This window comes from Amycolatopsis sp. NPDC104587 (assembly GCF_055583645.1).
Map to the genome: position 1 here is coordinate 899,781 of NZ_JBVJNO010000001.1, position 23,592 is coordinate 923,372.

The window sequence follows — 23,592 nt, forward strand, 5'->3', positions numbered from 1 at the left end:
CTACAGCCGCGGGTCCACCGGGTCCGACTCGAGGGCCAGCACCGCGAACACGCACTCGTGGACCCGCCACAGCGGCTCGCCCCGGGCCACGCGCTCCAGGGCCTCCAGACCGAGCGCGTACTCCCGCAGCGCCAGCATCCGCTTGCGGTTCAGCCCGCGCTTGCGCAGCCGCTCCAGGTTCGACGGCAGGGTGTAGTCGGGCCCGTAGATGATCCGCAGGTACTCGCGCCCGCGCACCTTCACGCCCGGCTGGACCAGGCCGCGCGCGCCGCGGGTCAGGTTGGCCGCCGGCTTGACGACCATGCCCTCGCCGCGGGCGCCGGTCAGCTCCTCCCACCACGCGACACCGCGGGCGACCGACTCCTCGTCGAGGAGGTCGACCGCCAGCGTCCGGGTGCGCTGGAACCGCGGCCCGGACAGCCGGCCGAGCATCGACAGGTGCCACTCGTGCGGCCGGTCGTGGTAGCTCGCCCCTTCCGACGCCAGCAGCTGGAACGGCGCCAGCTTCACGCCGTCCAAGCCCGAGGTGGGCCAGCAGTACCGCCGGTACGCCGCCCGGTACGACTCCACTGTGGACTCTCGGGTTGCCGTGCGCTCCAGCAGGTCCGTGACGTCGATGCCGCGCGCGGCTGCCGTGGTCAACGCCGTCACCGCCGCTGGCAGGACGGCCTCGGCCGCCGCGCCGACCGCCGCGTACTGGTCGGAGATCAGCGAACCCGCCTTCGCGCTCCACGGCAGCAGCTCGGCGTCGAACAGCAGCCAGCCGCTGTTCAGCCCGTCGAACAGCTCGGCCGCCGCCGTCCGCACCTCCGCCAGCAGCGAAGCGTTCTGCGAGGCGGAGAAGAACGGCCGCCCGGTGCGCGTGTACACCGCTCCGCCGCCGCGGATCCCGAAGCGCCGGTACGCGACGTCGTCGTCCTGGCACACCAGCACAACGGCCCGCGAGCCCATGTGCTTCTCCTCGCAGAGCACGGACTGCACCCCGGCCGCCCGGAACTCGGCGAACGCCTCTTCCGGGTGCTCCAGGTAGTCCTCCCGCGAAGACGTCGAACACGGCGCCATCGTCGGCGGCAGGTACGTCAGCCACCGCGGGTCGACCGCGAACCGGCTCATGACCTCGAGCGCCGCCGCGGACTGCTCCGCCGAGACGCCGACCCGCCCGTGGTGGGTGGTCTGCACGATCCGCTTCCCGGTGACGTCGGCCAGCTCCAGCACGGCGGGCTCACGCCCGCCCAGCGGCCGCGACGCGTCGAGCGGCTTCGACGGCTCGTACCAGACCTGGTGCGCCTTCACCGAGACGACTTCCCGCTCGGGGTAGCGCAGCGCGGTCAGCTTCCCGCCGAAGACGGCCCCGGTGTCGAGGCACATGGTGTTGTTGACCCACTCCGGTTCCAGCGTCGGCGTGTGCCCGTAGAGCACCATCGCGGACCCGCGGTAGTCCCGCGCCCACGGCAGCCGCACCGGCAGGCCGTACTCGTCGGTCTCGCCGGTCGTGTCGCCGTAGAGCGCCATGCTGCGCACCCGCCCGGACGCGCGTCCGTGGTACCGCTCGGGCAGCCCCGCGTGCGCGACGACCAGGTTGCCGCCGTCGAGGACGTAGTGCGCGATCAGGCCGTCGCAGAACTCGTGGGCCTTACGGCGGAACTCCTCGGTCTCGGCGCCGAGCTGCTCCAGCGACTCGGCGAGCCCGTGCGCGACGTTCACCTTCCGCCCGTGCAGCGCGCGCACCAGCTTCTGCTCGTGGTTGCCGCAGACGACCAGCGCGGTGCCGCTCTCGGACATCGCCATCACGCGCCGCAGCACACCCGGGGTGTCCGGGCCGCGGTCGACGAGGTCGCCGACGAACACCGCGGTCCGCCCCTCGGGGTGCACACCGTCGGTGTAGCCCAGCTCGCCCAGCAGCTCCTCGAGCTCGGCCGCGCAGCCGTGGACGTCACCGATGACGTCGAACGGCCCGGTCAGCTCACGCTTGTCGTTGCGCAGCGGCTCGAGGACGATCTCGGCTTCGGCCACCTCGGTCTCGCCGCGCAGCACGTGCACGCGCCGGAACCCCTCGCGCTCCAGCGACTTCAGCGACCGCATCAGCTCCCCGCGCTGCCGCCGGATCACGTGCTCGCCGAAGTCGCGGTCGGGCCGGCCGGCGTTGCGGGCCGCGCAGACGCCGAGCGGCAGGTCGAGCACGATCGCCGTCGGCAGCACGTCGTGCTCCTTCGCGAGCTTCACCAGGCTCGCCCGCGAAGCACGCTGGACGTTCGTCGCGTCGATGACGGTCAGCCGTCCGGCCGCGAGCCGCTTGCCCGCGACGTAGTGCAGCGTGTCGAAGGCGTCGGCGGACGCGGACTGGTCGTTCTCGTCGTCGGCGACGAGCCCGCGGAAGAAGTCGCTGGAGAGCACCTGCGTGGGCGCGAAGTGCGTGCGCGCGAACGTCGACTTGCCGGAGCCGGAAGCGCCGACGAGCACAACGAGCGACATGTCGGGAACGGTCAGCTTCACGCGGCCACCTCCTTTTCACTCGTGAAGACCGCCAGCTGGGTCGGCGGTCCTGAAGTCTGGTCCTCCGGTCCCACCGGCAGGTAACGAACGGCGTAGCGATTTCGGGCCGCGACGCCGTCCGCCCAGACGCGGAACTGCGCCCTCGTCCATTCGAACCGGTGGTCGGCGTGCCGGAAATGCCCCATCGGCAGGAATTCGAACAGCCGGTTGTACTCCGCGTTGGGCGTCGTGACGAGCACAGTGCGCGGCGCCGCGACCGCGAACACCGCGTGCTCCAGGGCCGGCAGCCGCTCCTCGTCGACGTGCTCGACGACCTCCATCAGCACCGCCGCGTCGTACCCGGCCAACGCCGGGTCGGCGTAGGTCAGGGCGGACTGCCGCAGCGTCACGCGGCTGCGCTCCTTCAGGCGCTTCTCCGCGATGTCCAGCGCGCTCGCGGAGACGTCGACACCGACGATCTCGGTGAACGACGGCTCCTTCTCGAGCACGCGCAGCAGCGCGCCACTACCGCAGCCGAGGTCGAGGACGCGCCGCGCGCCGGCTGCCCGCAGCGCGGCGAGCACACTGCCGTGGCGCTGGGTGGCCAGCGGCTCGGGCCGGTCGGGCACCTCGGTGACCAGCGCTTCGGCCTCCGCCGGGACGTCGTCGGACTCGGCCAGCCGCGAAAGCGCGTAGCTCACGACCGGACGGCGTCGCTCCAGGTAGCGGTTGGTGATGAGCGTCCGCTCGGGGTGGCCGGCGAGCCAGCCGTCGCCGGCGCGCAGCAGCTTGTCGGCCTCGTCCTGCCCGACCCAATAATGCTTGTCACCGTCGAGCGCGGGCAGCAGGACGTAGAGGTGGCGCAGCGCGTCGGCGACCCGGTGGGCGCCGGCGAGCCGCAAGTCGACATAACGACTCTCGCCCCACTGCGGGAACTGCGGGTCGAGCGGGATCGGCGTCGCGGTGACGGCCCAGCCGAGCGGCTCGAACAGCTTGTGCACCACCTCGGCCCCGCCGCGCGCCGACAGCGACGGCACGTGGATCTCCAGGTCGAAGGCCTCGTCGACCAGCTCCGGCCGCGCGGCGCAGCGCCCGGCGAGCGCGGTCGTGAACGCCGCTCGCAGCGCCACCGCGAGGTACGAGCCCCCGGCGTACGGCCGGTCGTTGACGTACTGCGTCAGCGACGTCCCACCGCCGCGGACGAGCGCGATGGGGTCGATCTCGACGAGCAAGGCGACGCTGCAGCGTTCCGGCGCGGCTTCGGGGTAGAAGACGTGCGCGGTGCCGGCGGACAGCGCGACCGACTGCGCTTTCTCCGGATGCTTGTGCAGGAGAAAGCCCAGGTCGGTGGCGGGGGTACGGGTCGTCGTGATCGTCAACAGCACCCGCCCAGTGTGGCGGAGGGGCCGGTGACCGCGCGCCCGGTTTTCCCGGGTGCGACCCTGGACGGCATGAACCGCCTCGCCAGCGCGACCAGCCCGTACCTGCTCCAGCACGCGGACAACCCGGTCGAGTGGTGGCAGTGGGGCGCCGACGCGCTCGCCGAGGCGAAACGGCGGAACGTGCCGATCCTGCTCTCCGTCGGCTACGCCGCCTGTCACTGGTGTCACGTCATGGCGCACGAATCCTTCGAGGACGCCGAAACCGCCGCCGTGATGAACGCGGGGTTCGTCAACATCAAGGTCGACCGCGAGGAACGGCCGGACATCGACGCCGTCTACATGGCCGCCACGCAGGCGATGACCGGGCAGGGCGGCTGGCCGATGACCTGCTTCCTCACCCCGGACGGCGAGCCGTTCCACTGCGGCACCTACTACCCGCCGACCCCGCGGCCGGGCATGCCGTCGTTCCGGCAGCTGCTCGCCGCCGTCACCGAGGCCTGGCAGGAGCGTCCCGACGAGCTGCTGAACGGCGCCAAGCAGATCGTCGCGCACATCGCGGAGCAGACCGGGCCGCTGCAGGAGTCCGTTGTGGACGAAGCCGTGCTCGCGGCCGCCGTCGAAAAGCTGCAAGGGGAAGCCGATCCGGTCAACGGCGGTTTCGGGCGGGCGTCGAAGTTCCCGCCGTCGATGGTGCTCGAGTTCCTGCTGCGCCACCACGAGCGCACCGGCTCCGAAGCGGCGCTGTCCCTTGTGGACAAAACTGCCGAGGCGATGGCCCGCGGCGGGCTGTACGACCAGCTGGCCGGCGGCTTCGCGCGGTACTCCGTCGACGCCGAGTGGATCGTGCCGCACTTCGAGAAGATGTTGTACGACAACGCGTTGCTGCTGCGCTTCTACGCCCACCTTTGGCGGCGCACCGGTTCGGCGACGGCGCTGCGCGTCACTGCCGGCACCGCGGAGTTCCTCGCCGCGGACCTGCGGACGCCCGAAGGTGGCTTCGCTTCTTCGCTGGACGCGGACACCGACGGCGTCGAAGGCCTGACGTACGTCTGGACACCGGCGCAGCTGCGTGACGTGCTCGGCGACGACTCGGCGGCCGAGCTGTTCGGTGTCACGCCCGAAGGTACTTTCGAGGAGGGCGCGTCGACGTTGCGCCTGTTCGGCGACCTGCCGGAGGCCATGCGCGGCCGGCTTCTGGAGGCGCGCGCGAAGCGGCCGCAGCCGGGCCGGGACGACAAGGTGATCGCGTCCTGGAACGGCCTGGCGATCACGGCGCTGGCCGAAGCCGGTGTCGCGCTGGATCGTCCACAGTGGATTCAGCTGGCGGTCGACGCCGCCGAGCTGCTCCTGCGGGTGCACGTCGTCGACGGCCGGCTGCGGCGCAGCTCCCGTGACGGTGTGGTCGGGGACTCGGCGGGGGTGCTGGAGGACTACGCCTGCGTCGCCGACGGGTTCCTGGCCCTGCACCAGGCGACGGCCGACGCGCGCTGGCTCACCGAGGCGACCCGCCTGCTCGACCTGGCGCTGGCGCACTTCGCGTCCCCGGACGTCCCGGGCGCGTACTTCGACACCGCCGACGACGCCGAGGTGCTGGTCCAGCGGCCCGCCGACCCGGGGGACAACGCGAGCCCGGCGGGAGCGTCCGCGCTGGCCGGGGCGCTGCTGACGGCGTCTGCGCTGGCGGGCCACGACAGCGTCGGCCGCTACCGGGAGGCCGCCGAGCAGGCGCTTCGCCGCGTCGGCGTGCTGGCCGGGCGGGTGCCGCGGTTCGCCGGGCACTGGCTGTCGGTCGCCGAAGCGCTGCAGGCCGGTCCGGTTCAGGTCGCGGTGGTCGGCGCGGACCCGGCGTTGCTGCTGGCCGCGGCGCGCGGGGTGCACGGCGGCGGCATTGTGCTGGCCGGCGAGCCGGACGCACCCGGTGTGCCCCTGCTCGCCGACCGCCCGCTGGTCGACGGCGACGCGGCGGCGTACGTCTGCCGCGGTTACGTCTGCGACCGCCCGGTCACGACCGCTGAAGCCCTCACCGCCCAGCTCTGACCGTAGCTTTCACGTGAAAGCTACGGTTCCGCCGTGGGTGAACGCCGTCCCGATACGCATGCATCGCGCGTAGCGTGAGTTACGTTGTAATCATGTAATCGCGGAGGTGCGAAATGGGACGAGGCTGGAAGGGCGGCCGCGGCTGGCAGCAGGGCGAGGTGCCGTCGGCGGACGACGCGGCGGCCTGGTTCGGCGGGCGCCTGCCCGACGGGTGGTTCACCGGCGCGCCGGAGGTCACGGTCGACCGCGAGGAGATCATCGTGGTCGGCGAGCTGCCGGCGCTCACCGAGGAGTACGCCGACGACGCGGCCCGCGCGGCCGCCGAGGAGGGCCGGATCAGCCGGTACCGCGAGGAGACGCGCGACGAGCGCATCGAGATCGCGCGCCAGGCCGAGCACCGCTACCAGCGCAAGGTGGCGTGGGGCGCGAAGCTCGGCGGCACGACCGCGTTGTTCACGACGCATTCGGCGCCGGTGATGACCCGGCTGCGCCAGCCGGAACGCCTGATCCTCGACACGCTGGTCGACGCCGGCGTGGCGCGGTCGCGGTCCGACGCACTGGCGTGGGCGGTCCGCCTGGTCGGCGAGCACGCCGACAGCTGGCTCGGCGACCTGCGGGAGGCCATGAGCAAGGTCGACGACCTGCGCTCGAAGGGCCCGGACCTGGCCTGAACGCCGGTCACGACCCGGCCCGGGGGGGGGGGGGGGGCCCCCCCCCCCCCCCCCCCCCCCCTCCCCCCCCCCCCCCCCCCCCCCCCCCCACGGCCCGCGTCAGTCCGCGACCAGCACCGGCTTCCGGAAACCGGAGCCCATTTCCCGCTGGCGCCGCACGAACCACGCGCCGGGCGCGATCCCGGTGCCGCCGTGCTCGGGGTGGATCAGGTACGCCGGCGCGGTGTTTTCGAAGGCCGCGACGGCCAGCCGTTCGGGGTCGTTCACCACCATGACCAGCCGGCAGGTGCCGGGGTCCGCGACGAGCGTGTGCGGGTTGTTGCCCGCCTCGCCCCGGACGAGCTCACGGCCTTCCGCGGGCAGGTCCCACCAGTGGCCGCGGGGTAGCGTGATCTCCGCGAGGGCCAGGGGGAGGACGAGCAGGTCGCCCTGGGCCTGGAGGCCGTCGATCACCGGGACGGTGACCTGGCGGTCCAGGTGGTCGAGGACGTCGAGCCCGGTCCGGTCGAGCAGTTCTGCGAGTTCCATGGGGTCACCTCGTGGGTCAGGTCCGGCGCCGCAAGCCGGCGTACTGGGCTCCGGTGAGCCCGTACGACCAGCCGGCCGCGTCGAGGGGATGGTCGAATCCGGCGGGCACGCGCAGCCCGTAGCGGCGGCGGGTGCCGTCGCGCTCCACGGAGCCGTTGACGGCCAGCAGCAGCCGCGTTGGCGCATGCCACTTCTGCGGCGGCAGGTTGTAGAGCCGCAGCTCACAGCCGGGGTTGCCCGGATCGGGCGCCCGGCTCAGCAGCCGCAGCCCGGCCTGGTCGATGTAGGCGGGCCAGCCCAGGTTTTCGATGGCGCAGCGGCGCACCTCGACGTTGAGCTCCCGGTTGATCCGGTCGGCGGTGGGGTTTTCGACCACCCAGGACGGCACCCGCGTGCCGTGCCAGACGTGCACGGCCCAGCCGTCGGGATAAACCACCGCGGGCCCGGACGCGCTGTGCAACCGGTAAGCGCTTCCTGCGGGCTCGGTGCGGACCGCCAGCGGCCGTTCGGCGACCACGCAGAAGCCTTCGCGCGGCCACCACCAGCCGCAGGACCGCACCAAGGCCGCCCACAGTTCGGCCTCCGGACCAGGCCGGCAGCCGGCCACCCAGTAAGCGTCCTGCTGGCCGTACCAATGGAGCCCGAACTGCTGCCGGACCGCGGCCCGGACCAGCGCGGCGAAGGACTCCTTGACGGTCGGCCACAGCACCGGGTCCGGTCGCCGGTCGTGCCGGCGCAGCTGGGCGACACGCGTGGCCAGCCGCGCTTCGAGCGGCAGCGGCCCGGTCGTGGAAAGCGCTTGCGGTGGCGGCAGGTGCGGCACGGCGGCATTCGGCGAAGGCACCCACACGAACGCGGGCGGCGGCTCGCCCAGCAGCGCGTAGAGCCGGGTGATGGCGTCCTCGGCCGTCGCACGATCAGCGGGATCGGTGCGGAAGGCGTGCTTCAGCCATGCGGAAAAGTCGGGAATACGGCGGTCCGGCCGCCGGGAGGCGCTCAACGCGCGAGGGCGCGCACGCCCTTTCGGATCGACATGGACCGATCATGACAGCACTTTCGCCGCTCGCGCAACCCTGGACCTGGAGCGGCTTCCGCGCTTAGAGTTCGTCGTGCTCGCGGTCCGTGCCGGGGGTTCCGCCGTCACACAGGGTCTTTCACGTGAAGGAACACGCCCATGGACGGCAGGTTCACCCGGCGGCAGCTGATCAAAGGCGGGCTCGCGGTGGCGGCGGTGCCGCTGCTGCCCGGCATCGCTTCGGCCGCGCCCCGCCAGTACCGCGTCGACGTCCCCACGCTCCCGTGGCCGGCGGCGAACGACATCGTCGCGAACACGACGATCCCCGTGTTCCCGGACCGGACGTTCGCGATCACTGACTACGGCGCGAAGAACGACGGCAAGACCGACAACACCGCGGCGATCAGGAAGGCGGTCGACGCCTGCGCCGCGGCCGGCGGCGGCCACGTCACCGTGCCCCAGGGGACCTTCCTGACCGGCGCGGTCTACCTGAAGAGCAACGTCGACCTGCACCTCGAATCCGGCGCCGTGCTGAAGTTCGGCGGTGACGCGTCGAAGTTCCCGAACGTGCTCACGCGCTACGAAGGCATCGAGTGCGTCAACCATTCGCCGATGATCTACGCCTACCGGGAAAAGAACATCGCCCTCACCGGCAGCGGCACGCTCGACGCGGCCGCGACGTCGTCGTGGAACAAGGGCAGCGACCGCGCCTACCTGGAAACGCTGGTGGCCAAGGGAACCCCGCCGGAGAAGCGGGTGGTGCCCGGCTCCGGGCACACCATGCGGTCGACGTTCGTCGAGCCGTACGCGTGCGAGAACGTGCTGATCCAGGGCATCACGCTGAAGAACTCGATGTTCTGGCAGCTGCACCCGACGCTGTGCCGCAACGTGACCGTCGACGGCGTCAGCACCGACCCCGGCACCGCGCACTCCAACACCGACGGCTGCGACCCGGAGTCGTGCGACCACGTGGTCATCGCGAACTGCGGCCTCGGCGCGCACGACGACAACATCGCGATCAAGTCCGGCCGCGACGCCGACGGGCGCCGGGTGAACGTCCCGTGTCAGAACCTCGTGGTGGTGAACTGCGTGATGAACGGCAACTGGGGCGCGATCACCTGCGGCAGCGAGCAGACCGGCGGGATCCGCAACGTCTACGCGTACCAGCTCACCGTGAAGGGTGACACCAAGTTCGCCCTGTACGTGAAGTCGAACACGCTGCGTGGCGGGTTCTCGGAGAACATCAACCTCGACAGCATTTCCGGCACTTTCGCGCGGAACTTCGTGTTCGTGACGTCGACGTACAACAGTCAGACGGGGAAGACACCTCCCTCGTTCGGGCCGTTCACGATCAGCAACTGCACGAGCACGAAGATCGCCGGCAAGACCTTCGACGTCAGCGGGCTTTCCGCCGCCCACGTGCACGGGTTCGCCGTTTCGGACTCGAAGTTCGCGGGTGTGTCCGACGCCTCGAACACGCTGAAGTACGTGGACAACGCGCGGTTCACGAACGTGACGGTGAACGGCAAGCCCGTCTGACGTGGCAGGATCGGCGCGGCTGCGGCAGGCTTACTACCAACGAGTAGGAAGCCTGCCGTCCGTCCTTTCCGGAGGTTAGCCGTGGACATCCCCGAAGTGCCGTCGAAGGTGGATCCGGACGAGCTGACCACCGTCCTCGACGGCCGCTGGGCCGAGCTGCGCCGCGGGGTGCGCGCGCAGATGAGCGGCACCGAGTTCCGGGACCCGGTGAACCTCGGCGTCGAGGCGCACCGCGCCCAGGTGCTCGACCAGCTGCGCGCGCTCGCCGAGACCGACCGGCCCGGCCTGGGCTTCGATTCGGCCTACGGCGGCGGTGGTGACGTCGGCGGCTCGGTGACGTCGTTCGAGATGCTGGGCTACGGCGACCTGTCGCTGATGGTGAAGGCCGGTGTCCAATGGGGACTGTTCGGCGGCGCCGTCCAGCTGCTGGGCACGCAGCGCCACCACGAGCGGCACCTGCGCGAGATCATCGACCTGCGCCTGCTCGGCTGCTTCGCGATGACCGAACACGGCCACGGCTCCGACGTCCAGCACCTGCGCACCACGGCGACCTATGTGGACGGCGGGTTCGTCGTGCACACCCCGGATGCCATGGCAAAGAAGGAGTACATCGGCAACGCGGCCCGCGACGGCCGGATGGCGGTGGTGTTCGCCCAGCTCGTCACCGGCGGCGAGTCCCGCGGGGTGCACGCGTTCCTGGTGCCGATCCGCGACGAGGCCGGCGCGCCGGCGCCGGGAGTGTCCATCGAGGACTGCGGCCCGAAGGCGGGCCTCAACGGCGTCGACAACGGACGGCTGAGCTTCGACAACGTCCGGGTCCCGCGCGAGGCGCTGCTGAACCGCTTCGGCGACGTCGCCGAGGACGGCACGTACTCGAGCCCGATCGAGAGCGACAGCCGCCGCTTCTTCACCATGCTCGGCACGCTGATCCGCGGGCGCGTCAGTGTCGGCGGAAGCGCGGGAAGCGCGACAAAACGCGCGCTGGCCCTGGCCGTCCGCTACGGCGAGCAGCGGCGGCAGTTCATGACCCCGGACGGCGACGAGGTGGTCATCCTCGACTACCTCGGCCACCAGCGGAAGCTGCTGCCGGCGCTGGCGAAGTCGTACGCGCTGCACTTCGCGCAGGCAGAGCTCGTCTCGAAGCTGCACGACATCGACTCGTCGGCGCCCGAGGAGGAGCAGCGCGAGCTGGAGTCGCGCGCGGCCGGCCTGAAGGCGCTCAACACGTGGCACGCGACGGCGACGATCCAAGCCGCGCGCGAGGCCTGCGGCGGCGCGGGGTACCTGGCGGAGAACCTGCTGCCCGGGCTGAAGGCCGACACCGACGTCTTCACGACGTTCGAAGGGGACAACACCGTTCTGCTGCAGCTGGTCGCGAAAGGCCTGCTGACCAGCTACAAACACGACTTCGAGGACCTCTCGCCGCTGGCCACGGCCCGGTTCTTCACCGACCAGGTGGTCAGCGCGATCCTGGAGCGGACGTCCGTGCGCAAGGCGCTCGACGCGCTCACCGAGGGGTCGGACTCGGACGTGTTCTTCAGCCGTGAGTGGCAGCTGCGGCTGTTCGAGGACCGCGAGGAGCACGTCGTCGAGGGCGTGGCGAAGCGCCTGCGCAAGGCGGCGTCGGACCCGTTCGGCGTGTTCAACTCGGCGCAGGACCACGTGCTGCGCGCGGGCCGGGTGCACGTCGAGCGGCTGGTCCTGTCGGCGTTCGCGTCGGCGATCTCCCGGTGTGAAGACGCGGACGCCCGTTCGCTGCTGGAGCGCGTCTGCGACCTCTACGCGCTGTCGGCGATCGAGGAAGATCTGGCCTGGTTCCTGGGCCACGGCCGCTTGTCGGCGGCACGGGGAAAGGCCGTCACCGCGGCGGTGAACGGCCTGTGCGCCCAGCTGCGCCCGCACGCGCGGGCCCTGGTCGACGCGTTCGCCATCCCGGACCAGTTCCTGGCGGCGCCGATGCTGGCGTCCTGATCGTCCCTTTGGGGCGGTTTCCCTGTGAAGCCAAGGGAAAGGGGAGCGGCGCGCGTGCTCTACGCTAACGCGTCCGCTCCCGCTCCCCGAAGGAACCCGCCATGGGCGCACGCCGTGAAAGACGCTTGCTCGAGCTCGCCGCACCGCTGATGCAACCGGGCGAAACGCCCGAAGTGGTCACGATGGCCAAGGTGGGCTCGGTCCGCCAGGTCTTCGGCCAGGGTGTCGCCCTCGGTGTCGCCACCGCCGTGCTCAGCGGCGGCATGATGTTCTCGATCACGACCCAGCGCGAGCTCTACCTGCTGCTGACCGACCGTCAGCTGCTGTTCTTCGAGGCCGACCCGTCGACCGGCGGCCCGCGCAAGGCCTTGTTCGGCGTGCCGCGCGAGCAGGTCGCGATCACCGAGCCGACGAGCGGCTTCCTGGTGAAGTTCGAGCTGTACGTCCAGGGCGCGGACCGCGCGCTGACGTTGTCGATGCCGCCGTTCCCGCCGTCGATGCGGAAGAAGGGCCTGCGGCTGCTGGCCGGGCTGGCGCGCCTGCGCACGGCCCCGGCCTGAACCCGGGGGCGGCCGGGGTCGGGGCCCGGCCGCCCGCACCGGGCGGTCCTACTTGCGGTGCTTGCCGTTGTCGTCGGTGACCTCGAACTGCTCCTTGCGGACCTTGCCCGAGACGGTCTGCTCGTCGGTGACCGTCTCCGTCCGCAGGCGCACCCGCTCGACCGGCACGGTTTCCTTGCGCACCACCGGCTTCTCCGCGTGCAGGACGACGTCCTGTTCGGCCTCGCCGATGTCGCCGCCGGCCTGGCCGTCCTTGATCGGCTCGCGCTCGATGCGCACCTCTTCGTGCCGCACCGGCACGGTGACCTGCTGCTCTTCGGTGACGACGTACTTGCGCAGCCGCACGTGCCCGGTCTCGACCTGCTCGGTGCCGACGTTGAGCCGCTCCTCGGAGCGCGTCATGACCCGGTCGTCGTCCTTTTCGGACTTGCCGCGGCCCATCGCCGGGTCGCCGGCCTTACCGCGGCCGGCCATGCCCTGGCCCGCGTCGGCCATTCCGGCCTTCTCCTGGCCCGCCCGGCCTTTCCCGGCGCCGCCCATCGCCGGGTCGCGGCCCTGCGACCGGTCGTCCATCCGGCCGTCGGGCGAGGTGCGCGGCACCGGGAGGCCGTAGTGCTGGTAGAGCTGCGCGCTCTCTTCAGGGGAAAGGTGCCCGTCGGCGTCGATGCGCGGCGCGTCCGAGACGGCGTCCTTGTCGACCCGGACGTGCACGCCGTCCTTGTCGGTGTGCGCGCCGGAGAGCGGGACGAAGCTCTCCTTGGTCCCGAACAGGCCGGTCTTGACGGTGATCCACTCCGGCTGGCGGGTCGCGTCGGCGAGGTAGACGTTGCCGACCTTCCCGAGCTTGTTGCCGGCCGGGTCGACCACGGCACTGTCGATGAGCTCCTGGGGCTGCATGGTCTTGGCCATCGCTGTGCTGCTCCTTCCACGCGTTGGGTCTGTAGGGGTTACGGTCGGCCGTGCTGTTGATCACGGCAACCGCCGTGGTGCACCCGTGGGTGACCCACGAAGGTGGTGGTTTGAAGCGGTCCCCGCTGGTCAGGCCCGAGGTGTCCCCGCAGGTCGGCGAGGGTGCCACCGCGGCGCCGGGCGGCGTGGGTGATGGCGCGAAGGTGTGGACCTCGGCCTCCCTGGGAAGCAGGGGGCATGGACGAGTGCGAAGTGATGTGGCGCGTCCCCGCGGACGCGGACGCGGTGATGCAGTTCGTCGGCTGGGACCACCCGCTGCCGGCGGTGGTGCTGAAGCTCGGCGAAGTGACGATGACGCTCGCCCCGCCCCGCAACCGCGCGGAGGACATCGAGTTCGCCAAGTTCATGGTGAAGCTGGCGGCCGCAGCCCGCGACGCGGCGAAGCAGGTCCTGCCACTGTGACCGGAGCCACTCCCGCCGCTGTCACAACTCGGGGCGCCACCGCGTCAAGGCTGTGGAACTCCAGAGGAAGGGAAGCACCATGGAAGCGCGTCTCAACATGTTCGAGAACGAGGTCACGAGCAAGTTCTTCAAGCGCCTGATCGCGGCGTCCCGCCCGATCGAGGAGTCCGGCCTCCCGAAGGCGACGCAGGAGCTGGTGAAGATCCGCGCGAGCCAGATCAACGGCTGCGGAATGTGCCTGGACATGCACACGAAGGACGCGGCAGCGGCCGGCGAGACGGCGGTCCGCTTGGCGCTGGTGGCAGCGTGGCGCGAGGCAACGGTGTTCACCGAGGCCGAGCGCGCGGCCCTGGCGCTGGCGGAGGAGGGAACCCGCCTGGCGGACGCGCACGAAGGCGTCAGCGACGAGACGTGGGAATCGGTCCGCAAGCACTACGACGACGAGCAGGTCGGCGCGCTGGTGTGCTTGGTGGCGGAGATCAACACGTGGAACCGGCTGAATGTGATCTTGCGAAACCCGGCTGGGGAGTATCAGTCGGGGATGTTCGGCTGAGTCTCGGTACGGCAAGCTGAGCGCATGAGCGCTGGGGGAGAAACGCAGGGCGCCGGTTCCCGGAGACGTGCCCTGGCCGGCGTGATCGCCGGTGCGGCGGCCATGGTGTTGTTCGTCTTCGTGGCGCTGGTGTCGCGTTGGTGGACATCCTGGCTTTGGGTGGCGGTGCTGGTGCCTTACACGGGGATCCAGTGGGCGCGGTATCGGCGGTTGAAGCCGCAGGGGTAGCCGGGTGTTCGGACCTGGCGGACCCCGGCCAGGCCCCACCCTGCATCCCGATCCGAAGCCAGAACACGGCCGGTGGTGCCGGGTCAAGACACGCTTTCCCGTCTTGACGCGGTGCTACCGGCCGTCGTCACAATCAGGCTTCGGGATGCAGGTAAGCGCGAGGCTAGGCGTACATGGCCAGCCAGATCGCGATGTAATGCGAAACCGCCGCAAGCACGGTGCAGGCGTGGAAGAACTCGTGGTACCCAAAGGTATCCGGCCAGTGGTTCGGCCACTTGAACCCGTAAAACGCCGCCCCCAGCGTGTAAAACAGCCCGCCCACGCACAGCAACACCAACGCCGCGATCCCGGCATGCGAAGCCAGCTCAGGGAAGACGAAAACCGCGACCCAGCCCAAAGCGATGTAGATCGGCACCCCGACCCACCGCGGCGCGTGCGGCCACAGCATCTTCAGCGCCACACCCAGGACCGCTCCGCCCCAGACGATCGACAGGATCACGTAACCCGTCGGCTTGGACATCGCCAGCAGGGTGAACGGGGTGTACGTGCCCGCGATGAACAGGAAGATCATCGAGTGGTCCGCGCGCTTCATCCACTTGTACGCGCGGGGGCTCCACAAACGACGGTGGTACAGCGCGCTCACGCCGAACAGGCCGAGCACTGTGAGGCCGTAGACCGACGTCGCCAGCGCCGCCACCGGGGACACTGTGGACGCCGCCAAGCTGATCAGCGCCGCCGCGGCCGCTACCGCGCCGAAGAACGTCCAGAAGTGGATGTGGCCCCTCAGGCGCGGCCGGAGGTCCACGATGGGCTCGGGTGGTTCCGTCGTCAGGCTCACCCGTCCAGGTTACGGGACCGTAGGTTCTCCAGCACTGCTCAATGCGAGTCACGCGCCTCACACCGGGTGCGTACTCTTCCTCGACGTGAGTGTTCGCTCCTTCTTGTCCGACGTCGTGTACAGCGCCTACGGCAGGCGCCTCATCCAGCAGGCCCGCGGCCGGCATCCCCGGCACATCGCCATCATGCTCGACGGCAACCGCCGGTGGGCGCGCGAAGCGGGCTTCGCGGACGTCGCGGACGGTCATCGGGCCGGCGCGAAGAAGATCGCGGACTTCCTGAGCTGGTGCCGGGAGGCCGACGTCGAGGTCGTCACCATGTGGCTGCTGTCCACCGACAACCTCAACCGCGACCCGGACGAGCTCACGCCGCTGCTGAAGATCATCACCGACGTCACCGACGAGCTCGCCGCGCCCGGGACGCCGTGGCAGCTGCGGATCGTCGGCGCGCTCGACCTGTTACCCAGCGAAGTCGCGAAGAAACTCAGCGAAGCCGCCGCGCGCACCGAAGGGCGTACCGGCATGGAGGTCAACGTCGCTGTCGGTTACGGCGGGCGCCAGGAGATCGCGGACGCCGTGCGCAAGCTGCTGCTCCAGCACGCCGATGAAGGCACGTCCATTCACGAGATGGCGAAAATCCTCGACGTCGACCACATCTCCGAGCACCTCTACACCTCGGGGCAGCCGGATCCGGACCTCATCATCCGCACTTCCGGTGAACAGCGTCTTTCCGGATTCCTGCTCTGGCAGTCCGCGCATTCGGAATTCTGGTTCACCGAAGCGTATTGGCCGGCATTCCGCCGGGTCGACTTCCTGCGGGCGATCCGCGACTACGCCTGGCGGCACCGCCGGTTCGGCTCCTGAGGCTCCTGAACACACCGAAGGGCCCCGGAGCGAGCTCCGGGGCCCTTCGAAGACCTGACTCAGTGGTGGTGGTGCTCCAGCGAGTGCAGGACCAGCGCCGGCGAGGTCAGCACGCCGGTGTAGGCGCCGGCGACCAGGGAGGCCGCGCCGTAGCCCAGCGCGCCGCCGCCCTCGATGAACGTGGCGTACGCGTCGCCGAACGTCGGGTCCGGGGTGCCGCCGTGGTCGCCCGTCGCGGCGAACGCGGTGCTGCCGATCATCATGAGGCCCGCAGCGGTGGCGGCCACGAAACCAGCCTTCTTCAGCACTTCGCACACTCCTAGGTAGAACTGTTGGGATCCGGGGCACCGGAGGACCGGTGGTGTGTCCCGCAGTCAAAAAATTACTCGCTTATCGGGCTCTTCGTACGTCTTGTACGCCCATTGTGTGAGCCTGACGCAGGCGCTTTCACTCGTAACGGTTCTCTCTTGGTCGCGCAAAATGCACCATTGCTCCGAACGTGGTAGAACCCTGAAGTCGATTTTGTGAATACGCCGGGTCAGCAATTTTCCCAAGATCATTCCGACGTGGGTGCACCGATCGAGACGTCGGCTACGCAGGGTGAAGGTCACGGGACGTCGATGTCGGACGACCGACAGTGAGGTGACGATCTGGCGAATCACCGTGTTGGCTTCCTGCGCGATCCGGCATTCGTATGTACCTTCCGTGGTGAGGGCACGCGTTCCGTGCGGGTCCTCGCGGGAGGCCCTGGTCGTGACGGTGATCGAGGGGGCGGCGCAGCCGCCCACGAGACGCACGAGGGGGCCGGCACCCGGCCCTCGTGGCCGCGCCACCTGACCCACCGGTCAGAGGGAGTGGTCCAGCCAGGGAGGTGCCCGGCCCAGCGAGTGCGGGCGTGAGGTGCACACGCCCTCGAGGGAGATGCCGTCGTGACTGCGCAGCGTTTGCCCCGTAAGGCCTCTGGCCGTTCTTCGACCGGTGCCGTTCCTGGCCCGGAGAAAGCCTCGACCTCGCCCGAATTCCAGCAGCACATGTACGTGCTCGACACGTCGGTCCTCCTGTCGGACCCGTGGGCGGTCACCCGCTTCGCCGAGCATGCCGTCGTGCTTCCGCTGGTCGTCATCAGTGAACTGGAGGCGAAGCGCCACCACCCGGAGCTCGGCTGGTTCGCCCGGGAGTCCCTGCGCATGCTCGACGACCTGCGCCGGCAGCACGGCAGGCTCGACGCGCCGCTCCCCATCGGGGACCACGGCGGCACGCTGCAGGTGGAGCTGAACCACTCGGACCCGACGGTGCTCCCGGTCGGGTTCCGCACCGACTCCAACGACCACCGCATCCTCGCCTGTGCGCTCAATTTGGCGGCGGAGTTCCCGGCGGTCACCCTGGTGACGAAGGACATTCCGCTGCGGGTCAAGGCGGGCGCCGTGGGCCTGGAGGCCGACGAGTACCGCGCGCAGGACGTCACGCCGTCCGGCTGGACGGGCATGGCGGACGTCGACGTCGAGCAGGACGTGCTCGACACGCTCTTCGGCGGCGGCACCGTCGACCCGGTCGAGTACGGCCTGGACGACCTCGCCGAGCTGCCCTGCCACACCGGGCTGCGGCTGCTCGCGGGCAGCTCGAGCGCGCTGGGGCGGATCACGGCGGACAAGCGCATCCGGCTGGTGCGGGGCGACCGCGAGGCGTTCGGGCTGCATGGCCGCAGCGCCGAGCAGCGCATCGCGCTCGACCTGCTGCTCGACTCCGACGTCGGCATCGTTTCGCTGGGCGGGCGCGCCGGCACCGGCAAGTCGGCGCTCGCGCTGTGCGCCGGCCTCGAGGCGGTGATGGAACGCCGTCAGCACCGCAAGGTGGTGGTGTTCCGGCCGGTCTACGCGGTCGGCGGCCAGGACCTCGGCTACCTGCCCGGGTCCGAGAGCGAGAAGATGCAGCCCTGGGCGCAGGCGGTGTTCGACACGCTCGGCGCGCTGGTCAGCCAGGACGTCCTCGACGAGGTCTTCGACCGCGGCATGCTCGAGGTGCTCCCGCTGACGCACATCCGCGGCCGTTCGCTGCACGACGCGTTCGTGATCGTCGACGAGGCGCAGTCACTGGAGCGCAACGTGCTCCTGACGGTGCTCTCGCGGCTCGGCACGGCGTCGCGGGTGGTGCTCACGCACGACGTCGCCCAGCGCGACAACCTGCGCGTCGGCCGGCACGACGGCGTCTCGGCGGTGATCGAGAAGCTGAAGGGCCACCCGTTGTTCGCGCACGTCACGCTGACCCGCTCGGAGCGCTCGCCGATCGCGGCGCTCGTCACCGAGATGCTGGAGGACCACGGCTGAGCTTGAAGTCCGTGAAGGCCACCTCGGCTCGAGGTGGCCTTCACGGCTTTTTACCAGCCGGAGGGGAGGGGGCGGCCCTCCGCGAAGCCCGCCGCCGACTGGACGCCCAGCAAAGCCCGCTCGTGGAACTCCTCCAGGGTGCGCGCGCCCGCGTACGTGCACGACGAGCGGACGCCCGAGCCGATCGAGTCCAGCAGGTCCTCGACACCCGGGCGGGCCGGGTCGAGGGACATCCGCGACGACGAGATGCCCTCCTCGAACAGCGCCTTCCGCGCGCGGTCGAAGACGTTGTCCGTGCGCGTCCGCGCGCCGACCGCGCGCTTCGACGCCATGCCGAACGACTCCTTGTACGGCCGGCCCTGCTCGTCGAACCGCAGGTCACCGGGGGATTCGTAGGTGCCGGCGAACCACGAGCCGACCATCGCCGCGGACGCGCCCGCGGCCAGCGCCAGCGCGACGTCGCGCGGGTGGCGGACCCCGCCGTCGGCCCAGACGTGCTTGCCCAGCTCACGCGCCGCGGCCGCGCACTCGGCGACCGCCGAGAACTGCGGGCGGCCCACGCCGGTCATCATCCGCGTGGTGCACATCGCGCCCGGCCCGACCCCGACCTTGACGACGTCGGCGCCGGCCTGGATCAGGTCGCGCGTGCCCTCGGCCGTGACGACGTTGCCGGCCACCACCGGGACCTGCGGCGACACCGACCGGACGGCCTTCAGTGCGGCGATCATCTTCTCCTGGTGCCCGTGCGCGGTGTCGACGACGAGCACGTCGACCCCCGAGCTCAGCACGGCTTCGGCCTTCGCCGCGACATCGCCGTTGACGCCGACCGCGGCCGCGACGCGCAGCTTGCCCGCGTTGTCGACGGCCGGGATGTAGATGTCCGCGCGCAGCGCGCCGACGGCGGTCAGCACGCCCGCGAGGCGGCCGTCGGCGTCGAGGCCGAGGGCCAGCTGGGCGCCCGCGCCGTGCAGCCGTTCGAAGACCTCGCGGGCCGGAGTGTCGAGCGGGACCGCGACGCTCGCCGGCTGCGCGACGTCGGCGAGACGCGCGAAGCGGTCGACACCCGCGCAGGCCGCTTCGTCGACGATGCCGACCGGACGGCCTTCGCCGTCGACGACCACGACAGCGCCGTGAGCACGCTTGTGGACCAGGTTGAGCGCGTCGGCCACCGCGTCGCCGCCGGTGAGCACCAGCGGCGTGTCCCACACCGTGTGGCGGCTCTTCACCCAGCCGACGATCTCCGCGACGGCAGTGCCGTCCACGTCCTGCGGCAGCACCACCAGGCCGCCCCGGCGGGCGACGGTCTCGGCCATCCGGCGGCCGGCGACGGCGGTCATGTTCGCGACCACGATCGGGATCGTCGCGCCGGTGCCGTCCGCGGTGGACAGGTCGACGTCGAAGCGGGACTCCACGTCCGAACGGTTCGGCAGCAGGAACACGTCGTCGTAGGTCAGGTCGTGAGCAGGCCGGTGGCCGTCGAGGAAACGCACGAGTCCCCAGGCTACGTGGCTCGCCGGGAGACGGCGAACGCGGCCGGGCGCGTGGCAGGATCGAGGCATGAGCCGCCGGGACCGGGACACCGAGGGACGGGCACGCAACGCACGACCGCGCGACGGTCTCGGCCGCCCGCTTCCCTACGGCGAAGAGGGTGTCGAGCGCCAGCCGGAGGGCATCGCGCGGACCCCGGCGCAAACGCTTGCGGAGGCGCAGCAGCTGCTCGACGACGGCAAGCCGTTCCACGCGCACGAGGTCTTCGAGGACGCGTGGAAGACCGCGGACGGCCCCGACCGCGAGCTGTGGCGCGGGCTGGCCCAGCTCGCCGTCGGCCTGACGCACGCCGCGCGCGGCAACGCGGTCGGCGCGGCGTCCCTGCTGGAGCGCGGCGCGGCGAACATCGAGCCGTTCCGGGCCGAGCCGCCGCACGGCATCAACGTCGCGGGCCTGCAGGAGTGGGCGCGAAGCCTGGCCGAAGAGGCGAAGCGGCGCGTACGCGTGGAGCCGACAGCGCCGCGGCTGACGTGCTGACGGCGCTGGGCGCCGCGGTCATCGCGGCCGTCGCGTCGCTGGTCGGCGTGACGTTGGGCGCGTTGGTCGAACCGCTGAAGCTCAACGCGGCGAGGCGCGCGAAGCTGCGGCAGGACCGGGCCGACCGGTGCGGCGCGTTCATCGAGGCCGCCGCCCGGGCGCGGCAGCACCTCGTCAGCCTCAACGTCACCCACCGGCAACGGGAGACCGGCGGGGACGTCGAGATGACGCGCTACGAAGACGAGTACTACCAGGCGCGCGCGGAGATGCGCTCGCTGCTCGGGCTCCTCGTCATGAGCGGGCCGGACGAGCTGGTCGGCGCGGCCGAGGACGTCCGCCAGAAGGACATGGACCTGCACCACGTCCGGCACGAGCGGGACGAAGGCGCCGAGTTCGACCGGCTCCGGCTGCCACCCGTCGTGCGGAAGGCCGTGACCGAGCTGGACCGGGCGATCGAGGCGTTCGCCCTCGTCGCCCGGAAGCACACGTCCTAGGGCTGGTCCCAGCCGCTCGAAGCCGCCTTCTCGGCGCCGATCGTGGTGCCTTCGCCGTGGCCCGTGTGCACCTTCGTCGCCTCCGGGAGGGTGAACAGCTTCTCCTGGATGGACTTCAGGATCGTCGGGTAGTCCGAATAGGACCGTCCGGTGGCGCCGGGGCCGCCGTGGAAGAGCGTGTCGCCGGTGAACACCACGCCGAGCTTTTCGGCGTACAGGCAGACCGCGCCCGGCGCGTGCCCCGGGGTGTGGATGACGCGCAGCGCCGTGCCCGCGACGGTGATCGTCTGGCCGTCCTTCAGTTCCGCGTCCGGCGCGCGGTCGGGGTGCGTCTGGTCCCAGAGGACGCGGTCGTCCGGGTGCAGCAGGATCGGCGCGCCGGTGGCCTCGGCCAGCTCGGGGGCCGCGTTGACGTGGTCGTTGTGCGCGTGGGTGCAGACGATCGCCGCCAGTTTCCGCTCGCCGACGACGTTCGCGATCGCCTTCGCGTCGTGGGCCGCGTCGATCACGACCACTTCGGCGTCGTCGCCCACGATCCACACGTTGTTGTCGACGTCCCAGCTGCCCCCGTCGAGCTCGAAGACACCAGAAGTCACCAGGTTCTGCACGATCGCCGTCATGGGCCCGACCCTAACGGCCAACTGGCCGGTCGACGACATACCGACGGTATGCTACTTTCGAGTAGTCTTACTGCCGGTAAGTTCGAGGAGCGCCGCGATGAGCCGTGACCTGCTGGCCGAGCCGCTCAAGCTGCGCTGCGGCGCCATCCTGCCCAACCGGCTGGTGAAGTCGGCGCTGAGCGAGCAGCTCGGCGACCGCCGGAACGCCCCCACCCGCGAGCTGCACGAGCTGTACCGGACATGGGCCCGCGGCGGCGCGGGCGCGCTGATCACCGGCAACGTCATGGTCGACCCCGCCGCTCTCGGCGAGCCCCGCAACGTCGCGGCGACCCCGGACCCGGACGTCTACCGGCCGTGGGCGAGCGCCGTCGACGGCACCGACACGCAGCTCTGGGTGCAGCTGAACCACCCGGGCCGGCAGAGCCCGCGGTACCTGTCCCGGGAGCCCGTCGCGCCGTCTGCCGTGCCTTTCGGCGATCGAGGCGTGCGTACCGCCTTCGCCGCTCCGCGCGCCCTCACGAGCGAAGAGATCGAAGCGATCATCGAACGCTTCGGCGTCGCAGCCGGCACGTTCGTCGAAGCGGGCTTCACGGGTGTACAGATCCATGGTGCGCACGGCTACCTCGTCTCGCAGTTCCTTTCACCGCTGACAAACCTGCGCACCGACGCGTGGGGCGGCGACGCCGTCCGCCGTCGCCGGTTCCTGCTCGAGGTGGTGCGGCGCGTGCGCTCGGCGGTGGGTGACGCCGTGCCGGTGTCGGTCAAGCTCAACAGCGCGGACTTCCAGCGGGGCGGCTTCACCGAGGACGAGTCCCTGGAGGTTGTGCGTGAGCTCGGCGAGGCCGGGCTCGACCTGCTGGAGGTCTCCGGCGGCACGTACGAGAAGGCCGCGATGATGGGCTCGGGCCGGGCGACCACCGTCGCGCGCGAAGCGTACTTCCTGGACTACGCCGCGAAGGCGCGTTCGGTGTCCGACGTCGCGCTGATGGTCACCGGCGGCTTCGCGACCCCCGGCGGCATGACCGACGCGCTGAGCTCCGGCGAGCTCGACGTCATCGGGCTCGGCCGGCCGCTCGTGGTTGATCCCGCGCTGCCGGGACGACTGCTGGGCGGCGAAGACGTCCAGGCCGAGCGGCGGTGCCCGAAAACCGGGATCCGGCTGGCCGACAGCCTGCTGGAGATCCAGTGGCACACCCGGCAGATGCACCGGATCGCGGCCGGCAAGCCGGTCGACCGGCGCGGCGCGCTGCCGACGCTCGTGCAGTCCGCGCTGACCGACGGGCTCAACGCGTTCCGCCGCGTCCGGGGTTAGGCGGGCCGCACCCGGCGCTCGTACAGGAACGCGCCCGCGGCGAGCGCCGTGAAGAACAGGCCGATGAGGACGCAGTTGAGCGTCACCTGGCCGTAGCCGAGCGCGCCCGCGTCGACGAACGGGTACGGGTAGAAGCCGGTGATTGCGCCGCGCGGCAGCGTGAAGGCGAGCCAGGCCAGCGGGTAGAGCAGCGACCACCAGACCGTGCGCCAGGCCAGCGCGCCGCGCGGGCCGGCGAGGAGCCAGCCCAGCACGAACAGCAGCGGCGTCACCTTGTGGAGCATGGTGTCGGAGAAGAGCTGAAGGCCGTGCAGGTCGTACAGGCCGGCGAGGGCGACCTGGTAGACGATGCCGGTCACGATGATGCCGACCAGCGCGTCGAGCCAGAGCACGGAGAACAGCCGGCCGCGCGCCACGCCGAGGGCGACCAGCGCCGAGGTGACCGTGACCAGCAGGTTCGAGTCGATCGTGAAGAAGCAGAGCAGGTTCGCCACCCGGCCGTCGGCGTCCTGGGCGGTCGCGACGACCTGGGTGACCAGGCCGGTCAGGGCGACCACGGCGGTGACCGCGAACCAGGCGCGGGTGAGCTTCGGCATTCCCCGACGATAGTCCACTGTGGACCTGATGGTGCCGGGGGGGGGGGGGGGGGGGGGGGGGGGGGGGGGGGGGGGGGGGGGGGGGGGGGGGGGGGGGGTGGAGGGGGGGGGGGGGGGGGGGGGGGGGGGGGGGGGGGGGGGGGGGGGGGGGGGGGGGGGGGGGGGGGGGGGGGGGGGGGGGGGGGGGGGGGGGG

23 protein-coding genes are annotated in these 23,592 nt (G+C 71.2%); 13 read left to right on the plus strand and 10 right to left on the minus strand.

Features of this window, described 5'->3' with window-relative positions:
* Complete coding sequence (locus ACZ61C_RS04320; protein ID WP_465302660.1) at positions 1–2,493, minus strand: polynucleotide kinase-phosphatase; 2,493 nt, start codon at positions 2,491–2,493, stop codon at positions 1–3.
* On the minus strand, positions 2,490–3,857 hold the full coding sequence (locus ACZ61C_RS04325) for a 3' terminal RNA ribose 2'-O-methyltransferase Hen1 (RefSeq protein ID WP_465302662.1): 1,368 nt from the start codon (positions 3,855–3,857) through the stop codon (positions 2,490–2,492). Before ACZ61C_RS04325 ends, ACZ61C_RS04320 begins: the two co-directional genes overlap by 4 nt.
* A gap of 66 nt (positions 3,858–3,923) precedes the next feature.
* Between ACZ61C_RS04325 and ACZ61C_RS04330 the strand changes: the two genes are divergently transcribed.
* Both ACZ61C_RS04330 and ACZ61C_RS04335 read left to right on the plus strand, forming a co-directional pair.
* Positions 3,924–5,891, plus strand: coding sequence for a thioredoxin domain-containing protein (locus ACZ61C_RS04330; RefSeq protein ID WP_465302664.1), 1,968 nt, complete (start codon positions 3,924–3,926; stop codon positions 5,889–5,891).
* A 113-nt stretch (positions 5,892–6,004) separates the two neighbouring features.
* Positions 6,005–6,562 carry a hypothetical protein gene (locus ACZ61C_RS04335; protein ID WP_465302666.1) on the plus strand — a complete coding sequence of 186 codons (558 nt, stop codon included), beginning with the start codon at positions 6,005–6,007 and terminating at the stop codon, positions 6,560–6,562.
* 99 nt (positions 6,563–6,661) lie between these two features.
* Here the strand turns inward: ACZ61C_RS04335 and ACZ61C_RS04340 are convergent, their stop codons facing one another.
* Together ACZ61C_RS04340 and ACZ61C_RS04345 are read right to left on the minus strand one after the other, a co-directional pair.
* A complete protein-coding gene (locus ACZ61C_RS04340) occupies positions 6,662–7,090 on the minus strand; it encodes a hypothetical protein (protein WP_465302668.1) in 429 nt (142 codons plus the stop codon).
* Between the two features lie 16 nt (positions 7,091–7,106).
* A complete protein-coding gene (locus ACZ61C_RS04345) occupies positions 7,107–8,090 on the minus strand; it encodes a DUF6745 domain-containing protein (protein WP_465302670.1) in 984 nt (327 codons plus the stop codon).
* Between the two features lie 174 nt (positions 8,091–8,264).
* On the opposite strand from ACZ61C_RS04345, the gene ACZ61C_RS04350 reads away from it, so the two are divergent.
* From ACZ61C_RS04350 to ACZ61C_RS04360, 3 genes are all read left to right on the plus strand, one after another.
* Positions 8,265–9,644, plus strand: coding sequence for a glycosyl hydrolase family 28 protein (locus ACZ61C_RS04350; RefSeq protein WP_465302672.1), 1,380 nt, complete (start codon positions 8,265–8,267; stop codon positions 9,642–9,644).
* A gap of 81 nt (positions 9,645–9,725) precedes the next feature.
* On the plus strand, positions 9,726–11,615 hold the full coding sequence (locus tag ACZ61C_RS04355) for an acyl-CoA dehydrogenase family protein (RefSeq protein ID WP_465302674.1): 1,890 nt from the start codon (positions 9,726–9,728) through the stop codon (positions 11,613–11,615).
* 101 nt (positions 11,616–11,716) lie between these two features.
* Positions 11,717–12,175, plus strand: a complete 459-nt coding sequence (locus ACZ61C_RS04360; RefSeq protein WP_465302676.1) for a hypothetical protein — start codon at positions 11,717–11,719, stop codon at positions 12,173–12,175.
* Between the two features lie 48 nt (positions 12,176–12,223).
* Here the strand turns inward: ACZ61C_RS04360 and ACZ61C_RS04365 are convergent, their stop codons facing one another.
* Complete coding sequence (locus ACZ61C_RS04365) at positions 12,224–13,084, minus strand: DUF2382 domain-containing protein (RefSeq protein ID WP_465302678.1); 861 nt, start codon at positions 13,082–13,084, stop codon at positions 12,224–12,226.
* Positions 13,085–13,321: 237 nt separating this feature from the next.
* On the opposite strand from ACZ61C_RS04365, the gene ACZ61C_RS04370 reads away from it, so the two are divergent.
* The 3 genes from ACZ61C_RS04370 (at position 13,322) to ACZ61C_RS04380 (ending at position 14,327) form a co-directional block, all read left to right on the plus strand.
* Entirely contained in the window at positions 13,322–13,546 is a 225-nt protein-coding gene (locus ACZ61C_RS04370) for a hypothetical protein (RefSeq protein ID WP_465302680.1), read from the plus strand.
* 79 nt (positions 13,547–13,625) lie between these two features.
* Entirely contained in the window at positions 13,626–14,099 is a 474-nt protein-coding gene (locus ACZ61C_RS04375) for a carboxymuconolactone decarboxylase family protein (RefSeq protein WP_465302682.1), read from the plus strand.
* Positions 14,100–14,123: 24 nt separating this feature from the next.
* The gene (locus ACZ61C_RS04380) at positions 14,124–14,327 is read left to right on the plus strand and encodes a hypothetical protein (protein WP_465302684.1); all 204 of its coding nucleotides are present in this window, start codon (positions 14,124–14,126) and stop codon (positions 14,325–14,327) included.
* Positions 14,328–14,490: 163 nt separating this feature from the next.
* On the opposite strand, the gene trhA is transcribed toward ACZ61C_RS04380, so the two are convergent.
* The gene (gene trhA / locus ACZ61C_RS04385) at positions 14,491–15,132 is read right to left on the minus strand and encodes a PAQR family membrane homeostasis protein TrhA (protein ID WP_465302792.1); all 642 of its coding nucleotides are present in this window, start codon (positions 15,130–15,132) and stop codon (positions 14,491–14,493) included.
* 118 nt (positions 15,133–15,250) lie between these two features.
* Here trhA and ACZ61C_RS04390 point away from each other — a divergent pair, with 118 nt between their 5' ends.
* Positions 15,251–16,027, plus strand: a complete 777-nt coding sequence (locus ACZ61C_RS04390; protein ID WP_465302686.1) for an isoprenyl transferase — start codon at positions 15,251–15,253, stop codon at positions 16,025–16,027.
* 59 nt (positions 16,028–16,086) lie between these two features.
* On the opposite strand, the gene ACZ61C_RS04395 is transcribed toward ACZ61C_RS04390, so the two are convergent.
* The gene (locus tag ACZ61C_RS04395) at positions 16,087–16,314 is read right to left on the minus strand and encodes a hypothetical protein (protein WP_465302688.1); all 228 of its coding nucleotides are present in this window, start codon (positions 16,312–16,314) and stop codon (positions 16,087–16,089) included.
* Positions 16,315–17,058: 744 nt separating this feature from the next.
* Here ACZ61C_RS04395 and ACZ61C_RS04400 point away from each other — a divergent pair.
* Positions 17,059–18,351, plus strand: coding sequence for a PhoH family protein (locus tag ACZ61C_RS04400; RefSeq protein WP_465302690.1), 1,293 nt, complete (start codon positions 17,059–17,061; stop codon positions 18,349–18,351).
* A gap of 50 nt (positions 18,352–18,401) precedes the next feature.
* Here the strand turns inward: ACZ61C_RS04400 and guaB1 are convergent, their stop codons facing one another.
* Complete coding sequence (guaB1, locus tag ACZ61C_RS04405) at positions 18,402–19,841, minus strand: GMP reductase (protein WP_465302692.1); 1,440 nt, start codon at positions 19,839–19,841, stop codon at positions 18,402–18,404.
* Positions 19,842–19,908: 67 nt separating this feature from the next.
* On the opposite strand from guaB1, the gene ACZ61C_RS04410 reads away from it, so the two are divergent.
* Both ACZ61C_RS04410 and ACZ61C_RS04415 read left to right on the plus strand, forming a co-directional pair.
* Positions 19,909–20,376, plus strand: a complete 468-nt coding sequence (locus tag ACZ61C_RS04410; protein ID WP_465302694.1) for a DUF309 domain-containing protein — start codon at positions 19,909–19,911, stop codon at positions 20,374–20,376.
* Entirely contained in the window at positions 20,370–20,870 is a 501-nt protein-coding gene (locus ACZ61C_RS04415; RefSeq protein WP_465302696.1) for a hypothetical protein, read from the plus strand. The genes ACZ61C_RS04410 and ACZ61C_RS04415 overlap by 7 nt, the downstream gene beginning before the upstream one ends.
* Here the strand turns inward: ACZ61C_RS04415 and ACZ61C_RS04420 are convergent.
* Positions 20,867–21,490 carry an MBL fold metallo-hydrolase gene (locus ACZ61C_RS04420; RefSeq protein WP_465302698.1) on the minus strand — a complete coding sequence of 208 codons (624 nt, stop codon included), beginning with the start codon at positions 21,488–21,490 and terminating at the stop codon, positions 20,867–20,869. The two genes, ACZ61C_RS04415 and ACZ61C_RS04420, sit on opposite strands and share 4 nt — an antisense overlap.
* Before the next feature lie 97 nt (positions 21,491–21,587).
* Here ACZ61C_RS04420 and ACZ61C_RS04425 point away from each other — a divergent pair, with 97 nt between their 5' ends.
* Positions 21,588–22,802 carry an NADH:flavin oxidoreductase/NADH oxidase family protein gene (locus ACZ61C_RS04425; RefSeq protein WP_465302700.1) on the plus strand — a complete coding sequence of 405 codons (1,215 nt, stop codon included), beginning with the start codon at positions 21,588–21,590 and terminating at the stop codon, positions 22,800–22,802.
* On the opposite strand, the gene ACZ61C_RS04430 is transcribed toward ACZ61C_RS04425, so the two are convergent.
* Positions 22,799–23,398, minus strand: coding sequence for a Pr6Pr family membrane protein (locus ACZ61C_RS04430; RefSeq protein WP_465302702.1), 600 nt, complete (start codon positions 23,396–23,398; stop codon positions 22,799–22,801). The two genes, ACZ61C_RS04425 and ACZ61C_RS04430, sit on opposite strands and share 4 nt — an antisense overlap.
* Positions 23,399–23,592: the final 194 nt, after the last annotated feature.